Raw genomic sequence first — 22,010 nt, 5'->3', positions numbered from 1 at the left:
CAGGAGGCAGTGACACCTCAGCGCCCCCGGAGAAACAACTTGTCCAGCTCAGACATGGTCACCAGGGTCCATGTCGGCCGGCCATGGTTGCACTGGCCACTGCGCTCGGTCGCCTCCATGTCCCTGAGCAGGGAATTCATCTCGGGAATGGTCAACTGCCGGTTGGCACGCACGGAACCATGGCATGCCATGGTTCCGAGCAGCTCATGCGTCACCGCCTCAACGCGGTCACTCTGGCCGTGCTCTATCAGATCCGCCAGAACGTCACGCACCAGCTGTTCTGTGTCAGCACCACGCAGAAGCGCGGGCACCTGCCGCACGGCGAGGGTTTCCGGACCAATCCGCTCAATCTGGAGACCGAGTTTCTGCAGTTCTTCACCGTGACTCTCGGTCAGCGCTGCTTCTTTCTGGCTGACCGCCAGCGACAGCGGCACCAGCAATGGCTGGCTTTTCAGGTCCTGCTCGGCAAGCGCCCGCTTCATTCGCTCATAGGTAATGCGTTCGTGGGCCGCGTGCATGTCCACAACAATGAGCCCCGCACGACCCTGGGCAAGAATATAGATCCCGTGCAGCTGGGCGATGGCATATCCGAGCGGCGGCTCCTGGTCACTGTCTGCAGGCGGTGTTGGCATTGGCGTTGCGGCGTGAACGCTTGCGGACATGGCCTGCTGCCCGTCGCTTCCGCCACCGGCATTCAGGGACTGATAAAAGGCCATCTGATCGCTGGCGCGCCACTCCTGTTGCGGCTGCGACTGTCCGCCAAAGCCGGCGCCTGGGCCGCCGGGGTAACCATAGCTGGGTACCGATGGCTGGCCGTTCCAGCCCGCCTCTGCAGAGGCACCGGTGGCCGGAACGGCTTCCTGACCCTGCGTGGCTGCTTCGCGACCAAAGGACTGCGCCACCGCGCCGCGGAAATGATCGTCCGGCCGGACATCGGCCAGCGCCTTGTGCAGGGTTCTGAAGATGAAGTCGTGAACCAGCCGACCATCCCGAAACCGGACTTCGTGCTTGGTCGGGTGGACGTTTACATCGACGGTGGCGGGGTCGACTTCCAGATACAATACAAACGCCGGATGCCTATTATTGTAGAGTACGTCCCGATAGGCCTGGCGCACGGCATGAGCCACCAGTCGGTCACGGATAACGCGGCCGTTAACGAAGAAATACTGAAGATCGGCCTGGCTGCGCGAAAACGTGGGAAGAGCGACCCAACCCCAGAGCCGCAGCCCGGTGGCCTCCGCATCAATAACCACGGCGTTATCGATAAACTGCTGGCCGCAAAGGGATCCAATCCGACGCTCGCGATCGAGGGCCGATTCCGCTGGCCTGAGGCTTTGCACGACGCGCTGGTTATGGCGCAACGTGAAGCCGGCATCGAAACGGCTCAGCGCCTGGCGCCGCACACATTCTTCGACGTGATTGAATTCTGTCTTTTCAGTGCGCAGGAATTTGCGGCGAGCCGGGGTATTAAAAAACAGGTCGCGCACTTCAACGGTCGTGCCGACCGGATGCGCTGCCGGCGAAATTCTCGCGTCCATTTCCCGGCCCTCGACCTCGACCCGAGAGGCCGCTTCCTGGGACTCGGTCCTTGAGGTCAGGGTAAGCCGGGAGACAGAGCTGATACTGGCAAGCGCTTCTCCCCGGAAACCCAGGGACGCCACGGCTTCCAGATCGTCCAGACTGGCAATTTTGCTGGTCGCATGGCGGCTAAGCGCCAGGGGAAGATCGTCTTCCTCAATACCACTGCCGTCATCCCGAACTCGAATCAGCTTGACGCCGCCCTGCTCCACCTCAACATCGACGCGGTTGGCGCCGGCATCCAGGGCATTTTCAACCAGTTCTTTGACGACAGACGCGGGGCGCTCAACCACCTCACCCGCGGCAATCTGGTTCGCGAGCCGCGGTGACAGCAATCGAATGGGGGGCATGTTACAGAAAAACCTCTTGATCAGGACGCGGGAATACGAATGGTTTGCCCTACCATAACACGGTCGTCCCGAAGGTCGTTAAACTGCATCAGCTCACTGACGGTCGTCTGATTCTTCCGGGCCACGCCGGATAGCGTGTCTCCGCGCTGTATCCGGTAGTGGCTGATGCTGTTTCCACCCTGGCGATTCTGTTTTTGCCACGCCAGCAGGGTTCCAGGCGGCGGCGTTTTCTGGAAGTAGTCATCAATGCCTTTCATGATCGCGCCGGCCAGCTTGTTGCGATACCACTCAGTGGCCAGGTTTTTCTCTTCCTGGGGATTCGATATAAAGCCCGCTTCCACTAGGATGGAGGGAATATCCGGTGATTTCAGAACCGCAAAAGCGGCCTGCTCAACGCCAGGCTTGTGCAACTTCGCCACGCCGCCCAATTTGCCCAGGACCGAACTGCCAACCCCTAGACTGGCGTTGATACTGGCCGTCATGGAGAGGTCCAGCAGAACACCGGCAAGCATGTCGTCACGGCCATCGAGGGACAGCCCGCCGGCACCGCCGATCAGATCCGACCGGTTCTCACTGTTGGCCAGCCAACGGGCGGTTTCACTGGTGGCGCCGCGTTGGGAAAGGGCGAAGACCGAGGCACCTTTGGGCTGTGGTGTACGGAAGGCGTCGGCATGGACCGAGACGAACAGGTCAGCGCTGTATTTCCTGGCCAGAATCGTGCGATTGCGAAGGCCAATGTAGTAGTCCCCGGTTCTGGTCAGCTTGGCGGTATAACCCGGCCGATCATTGATGAGGTTGGCCAGGGTTTTCGCCATTTTCAGAACCACATCCTTTTCACGGGTTCCCCGCGGACCAATAGCTCCCGGATCTTCCCCGCCGTGCCCGGCATCAATGACCACAATAACGTCCCGCTTGCCGGATGAATCCTGGGTCACGGTGGGCGTGGTCGCCTTTTCCAGCCGGCTACCGCTTTCATCAATCAGGTCGACCACCAGTCTGTGGCCATACTGCTGATTCGGCTCAAGCTGAAAACTCCGCGGTTTGATGTCAGCCTTCAGATCCAGAACGACGCGCAAATCGCTGCCGTTCCTGGGCGCACTGCGGATTCGCTTGATCGGACTGCCGGAAAGGTCCAAACCGGAAAAATCGGTCTTCAGGTTGGCATTCTTGAGATCGATCACCAGCCGCGCCGGGCTGCTCAGGGAGAAAATGTTGTGCTCCACCTGCCCGCCAGTGTCCAGAACCAGCCGGGTATGGTCGGGCGCGGGCCAGATACGGGCACTCTCGACCTGCGTCGCCGCCGAACCGTGAAACGCCAATGTCGCAAGCAATAGCGCAATCGGCCAGACCAGTTGTTTACTCAGCTTTGCACAATTCATAAAGCTTACCTGCCAGTTTATTCCCGGTTCCGGGCTCGCTATGACGCCGGACCAATCAACTCCAGTTCGTTCAGCACCCTGGCGCCCAGCTCTGAGCGGGCCCTGAGGATCACAGAGCGCCCCTCCCCCCGAGTTTCGAGATGAACCTCCAGGTCCGGCTCGGGCAATATGCCCTTGCCTCTCTCGGGCCACTCGATCAGGCACAGGTTTTCTGCGGAGAAATAATCGCGGATGCCCATGTATTCCAGTTCTTCGGCGTCGCCCAGGCGATAAAGATCAAAATGGTATGTCGGTGGATTCAGAGTCTCGTAGGGCTCTACCAGGGTATAGGTCGGGCTCTTTACGGCCCCCTCATGACCCAGCCCGCGCATGACGCCCCGACTGATAGTGGTTTTCCCCATGCCGAGCTCACCATCCAGATAAACAACCAGGCCATGGCCAGACTCCACGACGGTTCTGGCCAGCTCCCGACCGAGATGCTCGGTTTCCGCCTCGCCTTCCAGGAAAACCCGGCGCTCGTTGCCCATTATGCTCATGAAGATTCCGCTCCCGGACTCCTTTCAGATTCCCGAAACACCAACGGCAGCGCATCGATTACATCGGTGGGTATCAATCCGATAAACCCATTGACTTCTGCAGCCCTATCCGCCGCAGCGAGGTGCGCCGAGGCTCCTAACACGGCGGCTTTCTGTCCATCACCAATCTGTCCCAGAATCGCCCCGATGATGCCCGAGAGCACGTCACCCATTCCGCCAGTGGCCATACCAGGGTTGCTGCCACTGATAACATCAAGGGCGCCGCCTTCAGAAGCGACAATCGTGCCCGCGCCTTTCAAAAGCACCGTGCCGCCATACAGCGCCTGCAGCTTTCTGGCGGCGGCCATCCTGTCTGCCTCAACTTCAGGCACCAGGCAGTTCAGCAGCCTGGCCGCTTCGCCCGGATGAGGTGTCAGGATGTGATTATCCGCTGGCATGGCTACCCGACCAGACAACAGATTCAACGCATCCGCGTCCAGAACCCTCGGCTTGCCGCTGGCAATCACCTGCTCGAGCATCTGCTGGCCCCAGGCGCTTCGCCCGATCCCCGGGCCACACACGACAACCGAGGCAGCATCAAGCAGCGTCGGCAACTCGGAGCCATGGATCAGGCCATGAACCATGACGGATGGACACCTTGCCAGGGCCGCCGTCACGTGCTCAGGGCGGGTCGCCAACGAGACGAGCCCGGCACCCGATCGCGCCGCAGCCTCTGCCGCCAGAAGACCGGCCCCGCCGAACCCGCGATCACCCGCAACAACCAGCACATGCCCGAATCTTCCCTTGTGAGCGTTGGCAGGCCGGGGCGGTAGCCAGGGCATCACAGAACCCCAGTCACGACGGCGGGCTATAGGCTTCTGGCCACTACCGGCGATACCCCCGTCGGTATCCAGAGATTCGAAAACCACCTCGCCGCACACTGCTGCACCTTGCCCCGTGAACAGGCCAGCCTTGAGCCCGATAAAAGTCACTGTCCTGGCCGCATTGACCACATCCCCCTCGGCCGCTCCAGTGGTCGCATTAAGCCCGGAGGGCAGATCCACCGCAAGGACTGGCGCTGAAGCGCTGTTACACCGGCTTATCAGAGTCGCAAACGGTTCCCGGGGGGCACCGGACACGCCAGTACCGAGCATGGCATCAACAATCAGGCCCGCGCTGGCAAACAGATCGTCCAGCGATGACTCGCCGAGAGCCTCGAGGTCAAGAACATCTACACCGTCCGCCAGGGCCTTTTGCCAGGCTTTACGGGCGTCGCCGGACAATTTGCCGGTTGGCGCAACCGCGACACAGCTGACGTCCAGACCGTGCCTTTTCGCACTTGCGGCGACCAGATAACCGTCACCGCCGTTGTTACCCGCACCGCACAGGACCAGCACAGAGCCGCAGTTTGGCCAGTGCCGTACCAGGCATCGAAAAGCGGCGTGGGCGGCGGACTGCATCAGCTCAAAACCATCAACACCTTGCTGATCAATCACATAGCGATCGATCTGCCTGACCGCATCGGCGGAAAACAGTGCGTCTGGTAGACTGTGCCCAGCGGACGGCGGCATGAACCTTTGCTCCCGTTACAGAAACCGGTTTAAGAAAATTGGCCAGATACCTGTAAAGCATAGCAAAACAGTAGAAAAGGTCATAACTTAATCAGATTAAATATCCGTACACGGGTTCAGCAGCGAACTCCAGCATCGGCAGTCACTATGAGCACCACATCAACCTGGACCACGACACACCCGGAACTTGCGGATCTGCCGTCGCTCATCCGCCAGTGGGCAGCTGAATTCGGGTTTGCCGATGTGGGCATTACCAAGGCGGACACGGGCGAGCACGCCGACCATCTGAAGGACTGGCTTGCGGCAGGTTATCAGGGCGAAATGGATTACATGGCCCACCACGGGGACAAGCGCTATACGCCCACCTCGCTGGTACCAGGCACCACGCGGGTTATTTCCGTGAGAATGGACTATTTGCCCTCACCAGACAGCCCGAAAGAAGCGCTTACTAACCGGGAGGGTGCTTATGTCACGCGTTATGCGCTGGGTCGGGATTACCACAAACTGATCCGCAAGCGTCTTGCGCAGCTGGCAGCGAAGATTGATGAGGCCGTTAGCGGATACGATTACCGGGCTTTTGTAGACAGCGCTCCGGTGCTGGAACGTGCACTGGCGCAGAGAGCGGGACTCGGCTGGATCGGCAAGAACAATATGCTGATTCACCCAAAGGCCGGCTCGTTCTTTTTCCTCGGAGAAATCTTTACCAGCGCTCCCCTGCCGATTGATGAACCCTTTGAAACGGATCATTGCGGCAGCTGTTCGGCCTGCCTCGACCTTTGCCCGACGGACGCCTTTGTTGGCTCGCACAAGCTTGATGCCCGACGTTGCATCAGCTATCTCACCATCGAGCTGAAAGGGAGTATCCCAGAGGAGCTGCGACCGCTAATGGGCAACCGGGTTTTCGGTTGCGATGACTGCCAGCTGGTGTGTCCATGGCAGAAGTTCAGCAAACCGACCAGCGAAAAGGACTTTCAACCGAGGCACGGGCTGGACAACAGCTCCCTGGCAGAACTCTTTCTCTGGACCGAGGAGCAGTTCCTGAAACGCACCGAGGGCTCTGCGATTCGGCGAACAGGGTACGAGGGCTGGCTGCGCAACCTGGCGGTCGGGCTGGGCAACGCGCCGTCAACCATCCCGGTGATTGAAGCCCTGAAAAAGCGGGCGGACCACCCTTCCGAGATGGTCCGCGAGCACGTCCAGTGGGCGCTGAAGCAGCATGGCCTATAGCTTGAAGAACTGCTCTCGGTAATGGCGCAGTTCGTTTATGGAGTCCCGGATGTCGTCGAGTGCGAGGTGGCTACCTTTCTTTTTTACGCCGGCGAGGACATCCGGGCGCCAGCGGCGGGCAAGTTCTTTTACCGTGGATACATCGAGATTCCGGTAATGGAAGAAGTCTTCCAGTTCGGGCATGTATTTGACGAGGAACCGGCGATCCTGGCCAATGCTGTTGCCGCACAGGGGTGACTGGCCCTTTTCTACGTGTTTTTTCAGGAATTCGATGGTCTGCTGTTCGGCTTCAGCCTCGGAAATATCGCTTCCCTGAACGCGCTTGGTGAGTCCGCTTTCACCATGGGTACGGGTACACCATTCGTCCATGGAGTCCAGAAAGGATTGTGGCTGATGGACGGCGATAACCGGTCCTTCCGCGACTATATTGAGCTCTGAATCGGTGACAATTGTGGCCATTTCGATGATCCGTTCTTTTTCCGGATCCAGGCCTGTCATTTCCAGATCGATCCATACGAGGCGATTGGTTTCTGCCATTGTTTTCCTAGCCTTCTAGATTTGAGTTTGCGGCCGCGGGGATGTCATTCCGGGAAACGCTACGAGCACATCCCTGTGCGCTTGGCGTCGGCCATCCATGGCCGCCGACATTCCCGGAATGACATCCCCACGCCCGCGTGCAAATAAAGAGATATACAAAATCGACGCCACTTCCGGCCATTACTATCGGGATTGCGCCGGTTTGATTTGTCTTTGTATTGTGGACGATTAACGTATGATGTAACACCTCACGCACACCAAATCTGGCATCAGCTACATTCATGGCAAAACGGCGACTGAACAAACAGCAGCAATTCCGTATCAAGAAAGTCCAGGAAGAGCGGGCGGCCCGGGCGGCGCGCAAGGAGAAGAAGGTTCAGGAGCAAGCCGACGCCGGCGAGCTCGGCCCGGAGCAGGAAGGGTTGGTCATTGCTCACTACGGGCAACAACTGGATGTCGAAGCGCTTGAGGGCGATCAGGAAGGCGCTGTGGTTCGCTGCTTTGTTCGGGCCAACATCGATAGCCTGGTGACCGGTGACAAGGTTGTCTGGCGCCCGGGTAAGAATGAAACCGGGGTAATTGTCGCCCGGAGTGAGCGTCGCAACCTGCTGCAGCGGCCGGATAATTTTGGCGCTCTGAAGCCGGTCGCAGCCAATATCGATCACATTATTCTGGTGATCGCGCCGGAGCCGGAGCCCCACGATAACCTGATTGACCGGTATCTGGTGGCCTCCGAGATCACGGATATTCCGGCGGTGATTTTGTTAAACAAGACGGATCTGATCACCGACAGCAACCGGGAAAGTATCGACGCGCTTCTGGGGCGGTATGAGGCCCTCGGCTATGAGGTGGTTCGAACGTCTGCCGCTGAGTCCGGTGATAGACCTTCGCCAGAGGTTGAGGCACTGGTGAAGGATCAGACCAGCGTATTCGTAGGGCAATCCGGGGTGGGCAAGTCATCCATTATCCAGACCCTGATGCCCGATGAGGCCATTCGCGTGGGGGCTGTGTCGGAGAGCACCGGCAAGGGGATTCACACGACAACCACGGCTAAACTGTTCCACCTGCCGCTCGGCGGCGATTTGATTGACTCGCCGGGGATACGTGAATTCGGGCTCTGGCATATGACAGCGCAGGAGATCGAGTATGGCTTCCGGGAAATCCGGGAGGTGATCGGCACCTGCAAGTTCCGCAACTGCCGGCACATGGGTGACCCCGGTTGCGCCATCGACAAAGCTGCAGAGGAAGGGAAAATCAGCCCGGAGCGGCTGAAAAGCTTTCACCGGATCCTTCAGGATATGACGGAGCAGCAGGCCCGAGGGCTGAAGCTGGACTGACGGACCTGAACGGCCTTACCAGTTGAGTTCGCCAGGTGCCGGCTCTTCTTTTTCCTGCAACCATTCCCCGCTTTCCAGACGCTCACGGGCCGCTTCCTGCTCCGCCTCGGTCGGCTGGGTCAGATCAATCAAGGGTTCATCTGACTGGCCAGCGCTACTCTGGATGTTGTCGACGGTTTTCTTGTTGAGAACGATAATGGAGATACGGCGATTCACCGGCGCGTTCGGGTCTTCCTTGTCGAACAGTACGGAATCGCTCAGGCCAACCACGCGGGCAATCTGCTGCTGACGAACCCCCCCTGCAACCAGGGCTCTTCGGGCGGTATTTGCCCGATCTGCCGACAATTCCCAGTTGGTGTAGCCGGGCCGGCCGCTGAACGGCGTGGAGTCGGTGTGCCCGGTAATGCTGAGCTTGTTGTTCACAGAGCCAAGGGTTTTCGCCAATTCGAACAGGATATCCTGAGAGTAGTACTTCAGCTCTGCCCGCCCGCTGTCGAACATGGGGCGGCCCGAGCGGTCGACGATCTGGATTCGCAAACCTTCGTCGGTGATGTCAATCAGCAGCTGGTCCTTGAACTCCTGCAAGGTCTGGTTCTGCTCGATACGATCTTTCAACTCCTGAAACAGCTCTTCCATCCGCCGCTGCTCCAGGGTTTCGGACAGCTCATCCACCACCTGATCCTCGATCTGGATTTGGCTCGATTCGATATCCGGGCTTGCCTCGTTGACCACAGAAGCGCTGCCCTCGAGGTCCACAGGGTTTGGAGAACCACCCTCGGTAAAGCCAACGGGATCCCGGAAGTAACCCTCAACCGCTTTTTTTTGCTCCGGCGATGCCGTAGCGGTCAACCAGAGAACCAGAAAGAAAGCCATCATGGCGGTGGCGAAATCGGCAAACGCGACCTTCCAGGAGCCACCGTGATGGCCACCTGCAACAACCTTTTTCCGTTTGATGATGATCGGCTGCTCTTCCACGAATCGGCTCCGGGTTCAGATGAGGGCGGTATTACTTGGAACGAACGTGATCATTAAGCTCCTGGAATCCAGGGCGCTTATCCGTGGGCAACGCCTTGCGGCCAAACTCAATGGCCATTTGGGGCGCTTGCCCGGAAACGGTCGCCACAATCGCTGATTTGACGCACTCGTAAGCCTTCAGTTCATACTTCGCAGCGTGCTCCATAGCAATAGAAGCAGGGCCCACAAAACCATACCCCATGAAAATACCCAGAAAGGTACCCACCAGTGCTGCAGCCACACTGAGACCGATCTTTTCCGGCCCTTCCGTGAGAAAGTTCATGGTAATTACGATACCCAGCACCGCAGCGACGATACCGAGCCCCGGCAGCGCATCGGCGATTTTGTTGACTGCGTGAGCAGGCTCCTCAAGCTCGTGCTGACGACTGTCGATCTCATTTTCCATCATGCCTTCCAGCTCGTGGGTCGCCATATTTCCGGAGCTGATGATCCGGAGATAGTCCGTGATGAACGCTAGCAGTTCTTTGGACTTCATGACGGCTGGGTACCGACTGAAAATCTGGCTTGCCTCGGGATTATCGATGTCCTCCTCGATCGCCATGACGCCTTGTTTACGGGATTTATCGAAGATCTCGTAAAGCAGACTCAGCAGATCCATGTAGAAAGCCTTTTTATAGGGTGAGCCTGTCAGTAACTGGACCCCCTTACCAAAGACTTCTTTGAGCGTATGCACGGGGTTAGCAATGATGAACGATCCCAGAGCCGCCCCGAAAATGATTAACACTTCGGTTGGCTGCCAGAGCACCATCAGATTGCCGCCGTGGAGAACATAGCCAGTCAATACGCTGGCCAGAACAATAATCGAACCGACGATCAGTAACATAGAATCTACGCACGCCCTATTGTCTTGGTTATCGGCCGGAGCCGGAAGCTGTCACGCAAAAGGTGACACGATAATAGCAAGGCCGCGTCATAACCGCGAAGCCATGAAACAATTTCTATACAGGTAGCAGTCTTTGGTAAACTTCGCGCCTTTGAGCGCAAAGGATCACATCTAATGTTCGACAAGCTTTTTGTTCTTAGCCAGTACATCACGCCGCAACTGGGGGTTTCCAACCTGGCCGGCCGTCTGGCGGACAATGACCGCTCCCCCGCGCTCAAGAACCGGGTTATCAAATGGTTTATCGGCCGCTATGGCGTTGACATGAGCGAAGCCGCCGAGCCGAACCCTGAAGCCTACGCCACGTTCAACGATTTCTTCACCCGGGAGCTGAAGCCTGGCATCCGGCCCCTGGCGGACGGCGAAAAAACCCTGGTCAGCCCCGTTGACGGCGCCATCAGCCAGCTCGGTCAGGTCACTGGCGACCGGGTTTTCCAGGCCAAGGGCCAGTCGTTCAGCATGAGCGAGCTGCTCGGTGGCGAAGAGGCGACCACAGCCCCGTTTGCCGATGGCGAGTTTTCTACAATCTACCTCTCACCCAAAGACTATCACCGGATCCACATGCCGATAGCGGGCACGCTTCGACAGATGATCCATGTTCCCGGCAAGCTTTTTTCGGTCAACCCGGTAACGGCCGAAAATGTCCCGAATCTGTTCGCCCGCAATGAGCGGGTTGCCTGCATCTTCGACACCGATTCCGGTCCCATGGCCCTGGTGCTGGTTGGCGCCATGATTGTGGGCAGCGTGGAAACCCGCTGGGCAGGCGTTGTTGTGCCCGGCAGTCGGCAGGTCACATCAACACGGTACGAAGGCGAACAGGCCATCAGCTTCGAGAAGGGAGAAGAAATGGGCAGGTTCCGCCTGGGTTCCACGGTCATTATGGTTATGCCAAAAGGCTCCGTCAGTTGGAACAGCGATCAGGTGGCCGGCAAAACCGTTCGCATGGGTGAGGCGTTCGGCGCCCTGGCGTGATCACGCTCGGCAGGCTCAAGCCCGCTCGAACGGAAACGCCAAGACCTCACAAATGTCCTGAAACCCTAGCTTGATCATCAGCAGTCTGTCCAGCCCGAGCGCGACACCGGAGCACTCGGGCAAGCCCTGATCAAGCGCGGCGAGAAAAGCCTCATCCAACGCCATTTCAGGCTTTCCGGATCGCCTGCGCAGCTCGTTATCGGCCTCAAAGCGCAACCTCTGTTCTCTCGGATCGGTCAATTCCCAGTAACCGTTACAAAGCTCGAGGCCATCAATATAAAGCTCGAAACGGTGCGCCGTTTCATAACCATCTGACCGTGAAACCCTGGCCAGTGATGCCTGCGACGCAGGATAGCCGGTTATGAACATGGGCTTATCCCGGCCAAGATGTGGCTCCACGGCAAAACTCATCAGCAGATCGAGGCAGCCATCCCGACCAAGATCAGCCAATTGCTCTGGCTCCAGCCACTCCTCGCAGCGGCGCATCAGTTCACGGTCAGTCGCTGCGAACGGGTCTATATCCGCCCATCGCCTGAGTGCATCGCGATACTGAGTGATTTCCGGGCGCTCGCAGCCCAGCCAGCCACATACAAGGTCCGACACCTCAGCCATGAGCGTCACATCATCAAATCCTGTCCGATACCATTCGAGCATGGAGAATTCGGGGTTGTGACGACGCCCCTGTTCGCCATTGCGGAACACTCTGGAGATCTGAAAAATGGATCCACAGCCGGCCGCAAGCAAGCGCTTCATGTGGTACTCGGGAGACGTCTGGAGCCACCCGCCTGTGCGTGTGCCGGCAGAAACCTGCGCGGAGATGCCGTCAAGATTGACATCGGTAACGCCACATCCCCCAAGCACCGGCGTCTCGACTTCCAGCACCCCTCGCTTCGCAAAAAAGCCGCGCACAAACGCCAGTTGTTGTGCGCGGCTTTTCAGGGCAGCCTGCGAGGCAGAGGGCTGCCAGACAGGTTCGCGAGTCATGACCGGATCAACTGCTCTTTACCCGGCTCACGTACTCGCCAGAGCGGGTATCAACTTTCAGGACTTCACCGATAGTGATAAACAGCGGTACGTTGACCACCGCGCCGGTTGAGAGAGTCGCAGGTTTTGAGCCACCCTGGGCGGTATCGCCTTTCATGCCCGGATCGGTATCAACCACCTCCAGTTCAACGAAATTGGGGGGCGTTACAGACAGCGGCGAGCCGTTGTAGAGGGTAACCGTGTAAACGTCCTGCTCTTTCAGCCACTTCAGCGCATCGCCAACCGCTTTGGCATCGGCCGGGTACTGCTCGAAGGAACCGTCAGTCAGCATGAAGTGCCAGAACTCACCGTCGGTATAGAGGTATTCCATATCCTGATCAATGACATCCGCAGCTTCCAGACTTTCGCCGGACTTGAACGTGCGTTCCCAGACCCGGTTGGTCATGAGGTTACGCAGCCTTACGCGGTTGAAGGCCTGACCCTTACCGGGTTTGACGAACTCGTTCTCGAGAATGATGCAGGGGTCGCCATCCAGCAAAACCTTAAGACCGCCGCGAAATTCGTTGGTAGAATATGAAGCCATGAAATGTCCACCTGACAAAATGCTGTTTAGAATTCGAAAGGCGCCATGATACAGCGAACCCCCGCCCGTATAGAAGCCCACCTTTCCGACCATGAGCATCGCAGCTGGCAGCAATTGCTGTCGGAGTCTGTGACATCGCCGGAAGAGCTGCTCCGGCGCCTGGAATTACCCGAGGAGCCATGGCTGTCAGGGGCACAACAAGGTCACCGGCTTTTTAAGATCCGGGTACCCGAACCGTTCCTCGCCCGCATGGAAAAGGGCAACCCGGCCGACCCTTTGCTCAGGCAGGTGCTTCCCCTGGTGGACGAAGCCGGCCACGCGCCAGGTTTTGTCAGTGATCCATTGGAAGAGTCGGGCGCCATTGCCACCACCGGGCTTATCCGAAAGTACCGCAGCCGGGCCCTGCTCATGGTGACCGGACAGTGCGCGATCAACTGCCGGTACTGCTTCCGCAGGCACTTTCCCTACGAGGAACAGCGCCTGAACCCTCACGACCGGCAGCAGGTAATTGACACTCTCGCCGCCAGCCCGGAAATCAACGAAGTCATCTTCAGCGGCGGCGACCCCCTGGCCGTCAATGATCGCTTGCTAAGCCAGTGGGCAAACGCTATCAGCGCCATCCCCCACATCCGCCGGCTGCGCCTGCATACCCGTTTGCCAGTTGTGATTCCCCAGAGGGTTTGCGATGAGTTACTAAAGTGGCTGTCGAGGACTCCGCTCCAGGTAGTGATTGTCCTGCACATCAATCACCCGGCAGAGATCGACGGCCCCACTCGCCGTGCGCTTGGATACCTGCGGGCCGCAGGCGCAACGCTCCTGAACCAGAGCGTGATCCTCAGGGGTGTAAATGATCGGACGGCGGTGCTTGAAGAGTTGAGCGAGACCCTGTTTGATGCGGGCGTCCTGCCCTATTACCTGCACGCATTTGACCCGGTGACAGGCGCCCACCATTTCGACGTGCCCGATGATGAGGCCCGACACCTGGTGCGTGAGCTGCTGGAGCGCCTGCCCGGTTTTCTGGTGCCGAAGCTGGTCAGAGAAGAGCCCGGCAAGGAAAGCAAGACCCCCATCAACCTGTTCCCGTGACCGGTTTCGCAAAAAACGGCCCAAATTCACTTGTCAAAGATTGTCAACTCATGATCTTCTCGCTTTTTACGACTGGTTTGCTACTTTAAAGTCCAGTACCGTTAACGATAAAAACATGTATTTACGGCGTTTTCCTGACAGGCCGGCGGACACTCGGTAACCGCCAGCCAGGCAGGGCCAACCCCGGAATACCACCTGTGGTCCAGACATTGGCATGCATTCATGGAAGGTAAGACCCTGAAACCTGATCTCCGCGTTCCCGAACAGAAAACGGCCAGCCTGTCGTTCTGTGACACAACGCCCAAGGCGTTCCGGGTCTGGATAGACCAATTGCCGATGGCCAATATCGGCGAAGTGTCACGACAGCTTTACCACGCCATTATCGAACTGAATCACCTTTTCCTGGCGCCCCAGCAACGCATGCAGTTTCTGGAATTGATCCGGGAAAAGATTCATTTTGTCTGTAATGAGCTCTCCCGCCATTACCTCGGCCTTGCCGTGGCGCTGCCCGAAAAGCAAAGGAAGATCGCAAATCTGTCCCAGGCGCTTCAGTTACACCTGGCCGGCGGCTACAAGCTGTGCGTTCTGGAGTTTATTGACAACGGGGGACTGGACAAGAATCGCCGCCAGATTGCCACAGCCGCGCACCGGGCCATTTCCGAGCTGTCGGCAACCATTCTGAGATCGCACCAACTATACTGCCCGAGCCCTGCCCAGAGCTGGCTGGAGTGTCACCGTCTATTCCGGTTTGCGCACCGCAACAAGCTCTCAGTGGTTCAGGTGGAGGACGACACACTTCAGCATCGTCGCACCAGCTCGGTCGCCGACAGCTACAAGCGTATCCTCCTGCTGGGCTGTGCGCGCCCGAATCAGCTGCGACAGGCTGAGCTTCTGCACGTTTATGAACTCTTCGAATCTTGGACTGACCATACCCGATGCGGCCCGGATATTGAGGACGACAGCCTGTTTGTAATCAATATGGAACGGGACAACCCGCCGGTTTACCGCAGCCTTCTCGAACAGAAGCCAGGTGACGACAGCTTCGGCTTTGATACCCGCGATCTCTCAGCGATGCTTTCGGAGACGCTCCATGCCCGCCGCGAGCACAAAGAAACCGATCACGAACTTCGGGTGCCGGCAAAGGTAAGCGACACCCTGCTCACCCACCTCAGCCAGGCCCTCGGCATTCTCGCGAAGCGGAACTTCAACCGCATCGCGAGTCAGGGGTCCCTTGAAGTCTGCGTGGGCCTCACAGCCGCGCACTACTTCATTGCCGGAGAGAAAACCTTTACGGAATTCGTGAATGGCAACGACAACGGCCATCATGAGGAAGAAAACCTGTTCGTACGGTCTTCGCGCCAGAAGCAGGACGCCTGGTCAGGCGCCCACGACGCCAGCCCCAGCGACGAACGGCTTCACGCCGGCGACACGCCGATCAACTTCAAGGGTTCCTACGGCAACTCCCAGGCCCCGTCGACCGACCGGAACCGGCCAAAGTCGCACCACTCCCTACTGATCAACACCAGCCCTGGTGGCTACTGCGTAGCGTGGGAAAGCAATGTGCCTCCGTCATTGCAGGCCGGCGAGGTTCTGGGCGTTCGTGAGCAAAGCTCCCATCCCTGGAGCGTGGCTGTGGTGCGCTGGATTCGCCAGATCAAGAACCAGGGCACCCAGGTGGGCATTGAACTGCTCGCACCGAGCGCTTCACCCTGCGGTGTGCGCCTTATCCAGAAAGTGGGCAACAGTAGTGAATACCTGCGCGGCCTGCTGTTACCGGAAATCAGCGTGGTCAACCAGTCAGCCACACTGATCACGCCTCGCCTGCCATTCCAGTCGGGGAGCCGCATTTCCCTGCTCCATGATGGCCGGGAAGACCAGGGTCAGTTGTCTCGCAAGGTGTCCTCCACTGGCAGCATCAGCCAGTTCGAACTCAAGCTGCAGAACGCGGCAACGCTGAATGCTGGCGCGCCGCCTGCAACGTCCGGAGCCAGCGAGGACGAATTCGACTCGCTTTGGCCATCTCTGTAAGGTCTCCAAACTGAGACACCGGAACCCGGCAGAGGGTTGTTATTGATCGGCAACCCCTGCATCATTCAGCGTTAGTGAATGAACCGTGTATCACGAGATCCCCTTCGAATGCAGAAAAAGAACGCGACCGTACACCTGCTGATTCTAGACCCATCGCAAAACGATGCCGAATCGCTGGTAAGCCTGCTCCGCAACTCCGGCAAGGCTACCCGAGCCCACAGAATCACCTCGGAAGAAGATCTGGAAGAAACGCTCAAGGCCGGAAACTGGGACCTCCTTCTGGCCCGCGACCTGGAGCAGGAATTTTCGGCCGACGACGCCCTCGCCATGATCCGTCGGATGGACAAGGACATTCCGTTCATCCTCCTGACGGAAGAAGAAAGCCGGGAGCGCACAGTGGGAATGATGAAGGCAGGCGCTCAGGATACGGTGTCGTTCGAGCACACCGATCTTATTGTTCTGAAGGTCAATCGTGAGCTGGCAGCTCTTGACGAACGTCGCCGGCGCCGTGTTCTGGAGTCCCATCTGCGGGAAGCGGAACAGCGGTGCCAGTTGCTACTGGAAAGCTCCATGGATGCGATTGCCTACATCAATGATGGCATGCACATCTACGCCAACCAGTCATACATGGAGTTTCTCGGGTACGATGACATCGACGATCTCATCTGCGTTCCGGTGCTGGACACCCTCACCCCGGAAAGCCAGGAGAAGTACAAGGAGTTCATGAAGTCGTTTGCCGAAAAGGGCGAAGACGGCATGACAATGAATTGCACGGCTCGACGCAGTGACGACCACGAACTTAACGTGACCATGTCGGTCTCGGCCGCCACCTACGACGGTGAGGAATGCACGCAGATCGTTCTGCAGCCGGAGCACAGCGATGCAGAGCTCGAAGAAAAGCTGCGCCAGATCAGCAGCCAAGACCTTCTGACCGGGCTGTATAATCGTCAGTACCTGATGGATGCGCTCGCTGAAGCAATTGCCAACGCCGGCAAGAAGAATGAGACCGGTGCACTCGCCTACATCGCCCTGGATAATTTCATGAGCATGAAAGGCCAGGTGGGCATTTCCGGCGCAGACCTGCTGCTTGGCGATCTGGCAAACCTGCTCAAGGAGCAGGTCGGTGACGACCTTGCCCTGGCCCGATTGAGCGATGATGCCTTCAGTCTGCTGAGCCAGCCCTGCGATGAATCGACCATGGCAGGACACGCCGAGCGAATCCGCAAGGCGGTTGAGGACCACCTGTTTGATATCAATGGCCGCACGGTCCAGCTGACCGTGAGCATCGGTGTCGCCGCGATTACCGAGAATTCGCCGAAGGCCGAGGAACTCATGGCCAGGGCGCACACGGCATCGGCGGAAGTGCGCAAGCTCGAAGGTCATGCTGAGGGCAACGGTGTGGTGGTCTACAACCCCGCCGACTTCGAGGCTCTGGATCAAAGCAATTCGGTAGAAGCGATTCAGAAAGCTCTGGAAGAAAACCGCTTCCGGCTGCTGTTCCAGCCGATCATCAACCTGCGTGGCGAAGGCGAGGAACATTACGAGGCGTTCGTGCGCATGCTCAACAAGGACGATGAGGAAGTCTCACCCTATGACTTCCTGCCGCCGACAGGTCCGAGCGACACCGCGATCAAGATTGACCGCTGGGTCATTCTGCAGACCATCAAACAGCTTTCCAGCCATCGCTCACGGGGCCATGATACACGCCTGTTCCTCAATGTGACGGCCGAAACCCTGCAAGATAAAACCTTCACACCATGGCTGAGCGTTGCTCTTAAAGCCGCACGGCTTCCAGGCGATTCTCTGATCTTCCAGATCCGGGAGGGCGATGCCAACAATTACATGAAGCAGGCGAAAGACTTCACCAAAGCGGTTCACGAGCTTCACTGCAAGGTATCCATCGCCCAGTTCGGCTGCGCCCTCAATCCGTTCAACACCCTGAAACACATCGATACGGACTATGTGAAGATCGATGGCTCCTTCACGGAAGAAATCCAGAAGAGCGACGAGGCTAAAGAACAGGTCAAGGAAATGGTGAAGAGCCTGCAGTCAAGTGGCAAGCTCACCATCATCCCGCTGGTGGAGAATGCAGGCGTTCTCGCCACCCTCTGGCAGGCTGGCGTGAACTATATTCAGGGCTACTACCTGCAGGCACCAGTACCTGAGATGAACTACGACTTCGGCGACAACTGAGCCTGAACGGCTCAGAAGTCGGCGTTTTCCAGACCCTGGTTGGTTTCGCTCTCACGGAAACCAATCAGATAGAGGATTGCATCCAGGCCCAGCGTAGAAATCGCGTGACGCGCTGATTCCTTGACCAGCGGCTTGGCCCGGAACGCCACACCCAGGCCTGCCTGACTCAGCATAGGCAGGTCATTGGCACCATCACCGACGGCGATAACCTGCTCCCGGGAAATATGCTCTTTCTCGGCAATTTCCAAAAGCAGTTCCGCCTTTCGCTTGCCGTCGACAATCTGCCCGGAAACCTTGCCCGTGACCTTGCCGTCCTCAATCTCGAGTTCGTTGGCGTAGATGTAATCGATACCGAGTTTGCGCTGGAGGTGGCGGGCAAAGTAGGTGAAACCGCCCGACAGGATTGCGGTGCGATATCCCAGCGCTTTGAGACTGAGGATAAGGTGCTCTGCACCCTCAGTCATCCGCAACCGCGAGGCAATGCCCTCGAGGACCGACTCATCCAGGCCCCTCAGAAGTGCCAGGCGCTCGGCAAAACTCTGGCTGAAATCCAGCTCGCCCTGCATGGCCCTTTCGGTAATCTCTGCCACCTGCTCCCCGACTCCGGCCTCCGTGGCCAGCTCGTCGATCACTTCGGCTTCGATCAGCGTGGAATCCATGTCAAAGACCACCAGCCGACGATTGCGGCGGAAGATGGAATCTTCCTGGAAGGCGATATCCACATTCATTTCGCCTGCGATATGCAGGAAATCCGCCCGCAGCTTCTCGAGATCTGATGGCGTGCCCCTTACCGAGAACTCGACACAGGCAATACGATTGTCTGCGGCATTCAGGGAGGGCCTGGCAGACAGCCGTGAAATGTTATCGATGTTCAGACCATGACGCGCCGTGATGGCGGAAACCCGTGCAATCTGCTCGGCTTTGATATCCCGGGCAAGCAGCGTCACGATGTAGCAGGCCCGGTTCCGGGCCGCAGCCCAGGACTGGTATTCCTCGACGGTGATCGGCGCGAACCTGACCTGCAGATCCAGAGCGTGTAGCCGAAACAGCAGGTCACGAATGACGGGCGAGGATTTGGATTCATCCGGAATCTCGATCAGGATGCCCCAGGTCAGGTGGTCGTGGATCACTGCCTGCCCGATATCCAGGATACGCACATCGTAGCGCCCCATGATGCCGGTGATCTCCGAGGTCAGGCCCGGCTTGTCACGCCCGGAGACGTTAATCAGTACCAGTTCACTCACTATCGGCACCCTCGCTGTCAGAGCCCGCTTCTTCCTGCGCCCGGGCGGCCGAAGGAATCACGTCAATGCCATCAACCCGTTGCAGCCCCCTTGGCAGCTTGTGGCCACGGCGCCCCCGCTCTCCGAGGTAGTGCTCGAGGTCCGCGAACTGCAACCCCATCTTGCGCTTGCCGGCCCGTATTTCCAGCTGGTCATCCTCGGCAAAGACGGCAACGGACACCACATACTCTTCACGGTTCTGCACCCGGGCAGACGGAATGCTGATGATCTTGTTGCCCTTGCCCTTGGCAAGCTCCGGCAATTCGCTGAGCGGGAAAACCAGCATTCGTCCCTCGTTGGATACCGCCCCCAGATACAGCGTTTTCTCGGTCGTCGGTATGGTCACCGGAGGCATGATCCTGGCCCCCTTGGGAACACTGACTACTGCCTTGCCATTGCGGTTCTTGCTGATCATGTCGTTTAGCGACGTAACAAACCCGTAGCCACCGTCGGTAACCAGTAACGCCTTACGGGACGGGTCTCCCATCAACAGGCCTGAGAAGCTGGCACCGGAGGGCGGGTTGATGCGCCCGGTCAGCGGCTCGCCCTGACCTCTGGCAGATGGAAAACTGTGCGCCATCAAGGAATAGGCGCGCCCGGTAGAATCCAGGAATATCGCCTGTTGGTTGTTCCGCCCCCGGGCCGCGAGGGAGAAACGGTCACCGGCTTTATAACTCAGGCCTTCCGGCTCAATGTCATGCCCCTTGGCGGCGCGAACCCAGCCTTTTTCAGACAGCACAACCGTGACTGGGTCGTTTGAGATCAGGTCCACTTCACTGAATGCCTTGGCCTCCTCACGCTCGACGATCGGTGAGCGACGGTCATCACCAAAGGTCTCGGCATCCGCTTGCATCTCGCTCTTGATCAGTTCGCGCAGGCGATCCTCGGAACCCAGAATGGATTGGAGCTCATCCCGTTCAGCCGCGAGCTCATCCTGCTCGCCCCGGATTTTCATTTCCTCAAGCTTGGCCAGGTGACGCAGCTTCAGTTCGAGGATGGCTTCGGCCTGATCGGCGGACAACCCGAAACGGGCCATCAGCTCGGCCTTGGGTTTGTCTTCGGTACGGATGATCTCGATCACTTCATCAATATTGAGATAGGCGATCAGCAAGCCTTCCAGGATATGCAGGCGGGCAAGGACCTTGTCCAGACGATGCTGGAGCCGGCGAATCACGGTGGTGCGACGGAAGGTCAGCCATTCGGTGAGGATCTGGTGTAAACCCTTCACGCCCGGCCTGCCATCGTTGCCAATCACATTGATGTTGACCCGATAGGTCTTCTCCAGATCGGTACTGGCAAATAGGTGCGCCATCAAACCATCCAGATCAACCCGGTTGGACCGGGGCACGATCACCAGGCGGGTCGGGTTTTCATGATCAGATTCATCACGAAGGTCCGCCACCATCGGTAGCTTCTTGGTCTGCATCTGATGGGCAATCTGCTCCAGAACCCGGTTGCCAGAGACCTGGTGCGGCAGATCCGTAACCACGATCTCACCACTCTCCCGGATCCAGCGGGCACGCATCCGCAGCGACCCGCGACCGGTTTCGTACATCTGCCGAATATCTTTGCGGGGGGTAATGATTTCAGCCTGGGTCGGAAAATCCGGGCCCTTGATGTGCTCGCAGAGCTCATCAACCGTCGACTCCGGCTGGTCCAGCAGGCGTATGCAGGCTGCGGTGACTTCCCGTACGTTATGCGGCGGGATATCCGTGGCCATACCAACTGCAATACCGGTGGTGCCATTAAGCAGTACGTGGGGCAACCGGGCCGGAAGCACTGACGGCTCATCCATGGTGCCATCAAAGTTGGGCACCCAGTCCACCGTTCCCTGCCCCAGCTCTCCCAGCAGAACTTCCGCAAACGGCGCCAGGCGGGATTCGGTGTAACGCATGGCGGCAAAGGACTTGGGATCGTCCGGGGAGCCCCAGTTCCCCTGCCCGTCTACAAGAGGGTAGCGGTAGGAAAAAGGCTGGGCCATGAGCACCATGGCCTCATAACAGGCGCTGTCACCATGGGGATGAAATTTACCAAGCACATCACCCACGGTACGGGCCGACTTCTTGTACTTCGAGGTGGATTTCAGCCCCAACTCGGACATGGCATAGACAATTCGCCGCTGAACCGGTTTCAGGCCATCGCCGACATTGGGAAGCGCCCGGTCAAGAATGACGTACATGGAATAATCGAGATAGGCCTTTTCCGTGTAATCCCGGAGCGCAACCCGCTCGAAACCTTCATCCGTTGTCTGAAACTCTGGCATGGATGCCTCTTTGATTGCCTGTGTTGCCTGATGTGAATAGTGTCCGTGATCCTGCTTGCCGGGCCGCGAATAATCAACGCCGAAACAGGAGCGGACATTATATGGAGCACGGCGCCGATACACCAACAACCGGCGGATTTATTGGCCAAAACGGTCACGCACTTGCACAGGCGCCTGATTCCAATAGCGGAATTCCCGCATGGAGAGTC

The 22,010-nt window shown here is 58.3% G+C and carries 17 protein-coding genes; 6 read left to right on the top strand and 11 right to left on the bottom strand.

Annotated elements, in window-relative coordinates:
* Positions 1-17: 17 nt before the first annotated feature.
* Genes mutL through J3362_RS02865 form a run of 4 tightly spaced genes read right to left on the bottom strand, consistent with a single transcriptional unit; the run spans position 18 to position 5,393 of the window.
* Entirely contained in the window at positions 18-1,928 is a 1,911-nt protein-coding gene (mutL, locus tag J3362_RS02880) for a DNA mismatch repair endonuclease MutL (protein WP_349518048.1), read from the bottom strand.
* Positions 1,929-1,948: 20 nt separating this feature from the next.
* Complete coding sequence (locus J3362_RS02875) at positions 1,949-3,307, bottom strand: N-acetylmuramoyl-L-alanine amidase (RefSeq protein WP_349518047.1); 1,359 nt, start codon at positions 3,305-3,307, stop codon at positions 1,949-1,951.
* A gap of 38 nt (positions 3,308-3,345) precedes the next feature.
* A complete protein-coding gene (gene tsaE / locus J3362_RS02870; RefSeq protein ID WP_349518046.1) occupies positions 3,346-3,843 on the bottom strand; it encodes a tRNA (adenosine(37)-N6)-threonylcarbamoyltransferase complex ATPase subunit type 1 TsaE in 498 nt (165 codons plus the stop codon).
* Complete coding sequence (locus J3362_RS02865; RefSeq protein ID WP_349518045.1) at positions 3,840-5,393, bottom strand: NAD(P)H-hydrate dehydratase; 1,554 nt, start codon at positions 5,391-5,393, stop codon at positions 3,840-3,842. The genes tsaE and J3362_RS02865 overlap by 4 nt, the downstream gene beginning before the upstream one ends.
* Before the next feature lie 147 nt (positions 5,394-5,540).
* Here J3362_RS02865 and queG point away from each other — a divergent pair, with 147 nt between their 5' ends.
* Positions 5,541-6,620: a tRNA epoxyqueuosine(34) reductase QueG gene (gene queG / locus J3362_RS02860; protein WP_349518044.1), complete on the top strand. Its 1,080-nt coding sequence runs from the start codon at positions 5,541-5,543 to the stop codon at positions 6,618-6,620.
* Here queG and orn read toward each other — a convergent pair.
* The gene (orn, locus tag J3362_RS02855) at positions 6,615-7,157 is read right to left on the bottom strand and encodes an oligoribonuclease (RefSeq protein WP_349518043.1); all 543 of its coding nucleotides are present in this window, start codon (positions 7,155-7,157) and stop codon (positions 6,615-6,617) included. The genes queG and orn overlap by 6 nt on opposite strands.
* A gap of 281 nt (positions 7,158-7,438) precedes the next feature.
* On the opposite strand from orn, the gene rsgA reads away from it, so the two are divergent.
* Positions 7,439-8,494, top strand: a complete 1,056-nt coding sequence (gene rsgA, locus J3362_RS02850; protein ID WP_349518042.1) for a small ribosomal subunit biogenesis GTPase RsgA — start codon at positions 7,439-7,441, stop codon at positions 8,492-8,494.
* 15 nt (positions 8,495-8,509) lie between these two features.
* On the opposite strand, the gene motB is transcribed toward rsgA, so the two are convergent.
* Entirely contained in the window at positions 8,510-9,469 is a 960-nt protein-coding gene (gene motB / locus J3362_RS02845) for a flagellar motor protein MotB (RefSeq protein WP_349518041.1), read from the bottom strand.
* 31 nt (positions 9,470-9,500) lie between these two features.
* Positions 9,501-10,352: a flagellar motor stator protein MotA gene (gene motA, locus J3362_RS02840; RefSeq protein WP_008174118.1), complete on the bottom strand. Its 852-nt coding sequence runs from the start codon at positions 10,350-10,352 to the stop codon at positions 9,501-9,503.
* Between the two features lie 174 nt (positions 10,353-10,526).
* Between motA and asd the strand changes: the two genes are divergently transcribed.
* Positions 10,527-11,381 carry an archaetidylserine decarboxylase gene (gene asd / locus J3362_RS02835; RefSeq protein WP_349518040.1) on the top strand — a complete coding sequence of 285 codons (855 nt, stop codon included), beginning with the start codon at positions 10,527-10,529 and terminating at the stop codon, positions 11,379-11,381.
* 15 nt (positions 11,382-11,396) lie between these two features.
* Here asd and epmA read toward each other — a convergent pair whose 3' ends face one another.
* Both epmA and efp read right to left on the bottom strand, forming a co-directional pair.
* Positions 11,397-12,365 carry an EF-P lysine aminoacylase EpmA gene (epmA, locus tag J3362_RS02830; protein ID WP_349518039.1) on the bottom strand — a complete coding sequence of 323 codons (969 nt, stop codon included), beginning with the start codon at positions 12,363-12,365 and terminating at the stop codon, positions 11,397-11,399.
* Between the two features lie 7 nt (positions 12,366-12,372).
* Positions 12,373-12,948: an elongation factor P gene (gene efp / locus J3362_RS02825; RefSeq protein WP_008174112.1), complete on the bottom strand. Its 576-nt coding sequence runs from the start codon at positions 12,946-12,948 to the stop codon at positions 12,373-12,375.
* A gap of 45 nt (positions 12,949-12,993) precedes the next feature.
* Between efp and epmB the strand changes: the two genes are divergently transcribed.
* From epmB to J3362_RS02810, 3 genes are all read left to right on the top strand, one after another.
* The gene (gene epmB / locus J3362_RS02820) at positions 12,994-14,034 is read left to right on the top strand and encodes an EF-P beta-lysylation protein EpmB (protein WP_349518038.1); all 1,041 of its coding nucleotides are present in this window, start codon (positions 12,994-12,996) and stop codon (positions 14,032-14,034) included.
* Between the two features lie 222 nt (positions 14,035-14,256).
* On the top strand, positions 14,257-16,062 hold the full coding sequence (locus J3362_RS02815; protein WP_349518037.1) for a cyclic-di-GMP receptor FimW-related protein: 1,806 nt from the start codon (positions 14,257-14,259) through the stop codon (positions 16,060-16,062).
* Between the two features lie 108 nt (positions 16,063-16,170).
* Entirely contained in the window at positions 16,171-18,255 is a 2,085-nt protein-coding gene (locus J3362_RS02810) for an EAL domain-containing response regulator (RefSeq protein ID WP_349518036.1), read from the top strand.
* An 11-nt stretch (positions 18,256-18,266) separates the two neighbouring features.
* Here the strand turns inward: J3362_RS02810 and serB are convergent, their stop codons facing one another.
* Positions 18,267-19,499: a phosphoserine phosphatase SerB gene (gene serB / locus J3362_RS02805; protein WP_349518035.1), complete on the bottom strand. Its 1,233-nt coding sequence runs from the start codon at positions 19,497-19,499 to the stop codon at positions 18,267-18,269.
* Positions 19,492-21,801: a DNA topoisomerase IV subunit A gene (gene parC, locus J3362_RS02800; protein ID WP_349518034.1), complete on the bottom strand. Its 2,310-nt coding sequence runs from the start codon at positions 21,799-21,801 to the stop codon at positions 19,492-19,494. The genes serB and parC overlap by 8 nt, the downstream gene beginning before the upstream one ends.
* Positions 21,802-22,010: the final 209 nt, after the last annotated feature.

Source organism: Marinobacter sp. NFXS11, from assembly GCF_040148675.1.
Taxonomy (GTDB): Bacteria; Pseudomonadota; Gammaproteobacteria; order Pseudomonadales; family Oleiphilaceae; genus Marinobacter.
This window is presented reverse-complemented; position numbering and strand designations above follow the sequence as displayed.

Coding starts and splice junctions, on each gene's coding strand:
- epmB (WP_349518038.1), top strand. CDS start 12,994: ATGATACAGCGAACCCCCGCCCGTATAGAAGCCCACCTTTCCGACCAT.
- J3362_RS02815 (WP_349518037.1), top strand. CDS start 14,257: ATGGAAGGTAAGACCCTGAAACCTGATCTCCGCGTTCCCGAACAGAAA.
- tsaE (WP_349518046.1), bottom strand. CDS start 3,843: ATGAGCATAATGGGCAACGAGCGCCGGGTTTTCCTGGAAGGCGAGGCG.
- queG (WP_349518044.1), top strand. CDS start 5,541: ATGAGCACCACATCAACCTGGACCACGACACACCCGGAACTTGCGGAT.
- efp (WP_008174112.1), bottom strand. CDS start 12,948: ATGGCTTCATATTCTACCAACGAATTTCGCGGCGGTCTTAAGGTTTTG.
- mutL (WP_349518048.1), bottom strand. CDS start 1,928: ATGCCCCCCATTCGATTGCTGTCACCGCGGCTCGCGAACCAGATTGCC.
- asd (WP_349518040.1), top strand. CDS start 10,527: ATGTTCGACAAGCTTTTTGTTCTTAGCCAGTACATCACGCCGCAACTG.
- J3362_RS02810 (WP_349518036.1), top strand. CDS start 16,171: ATGCAGAAAAAGAACGCGACCGTACACCTGCTGATTCTAGACCCATCG.
- motA (WP_008174118.1), bottom strand. CDS start 10,352: ATGTTACTGATCGTCGGTTCGATTATTGTTCTGGCCAGCGTATTGACT.
- orn (WP_349518043.1), bottom strand. CDS start 7,157: ATGGCAGAAACCAATCGCCTCGTATGGATCGATCTGGAAATGACAGGC.
- J3362_RS02865 (WP_349518045.1), bottom strand. CDS start 5,393: ATGCCGCCGTCCGCTGGGCACAGTCTACCAGACGCACTGTTTTCCGCC.
- epmA (WP_349518039.1), bottom strand. CDS start 12,365: ATGACTCGCGAACCTGTCTGGCAGCCCTCTGCCTCGCAGGCTGCCCTG.
- J3362_RS02875 (WP_349518047.1), bottom strand. CDS start 3,307: ATGAATTGTGCAAAGCTGAGTAAACAACTGGTCTGGCCGATTGCGCTA.
- rsgA (WP_349518042.1), top strand. CDS start 7,439: ATGGCAAAACGGCGACTGAACAAACAGCAGCAATTCCGTATCAAGAAA.
- parC (WP_349518034.1), bottom strand. CDS start 21,801: ATGCCAGAGTTTCAGACAACGGATGAAGGTTTCGAGCGGGTTGCGCTC.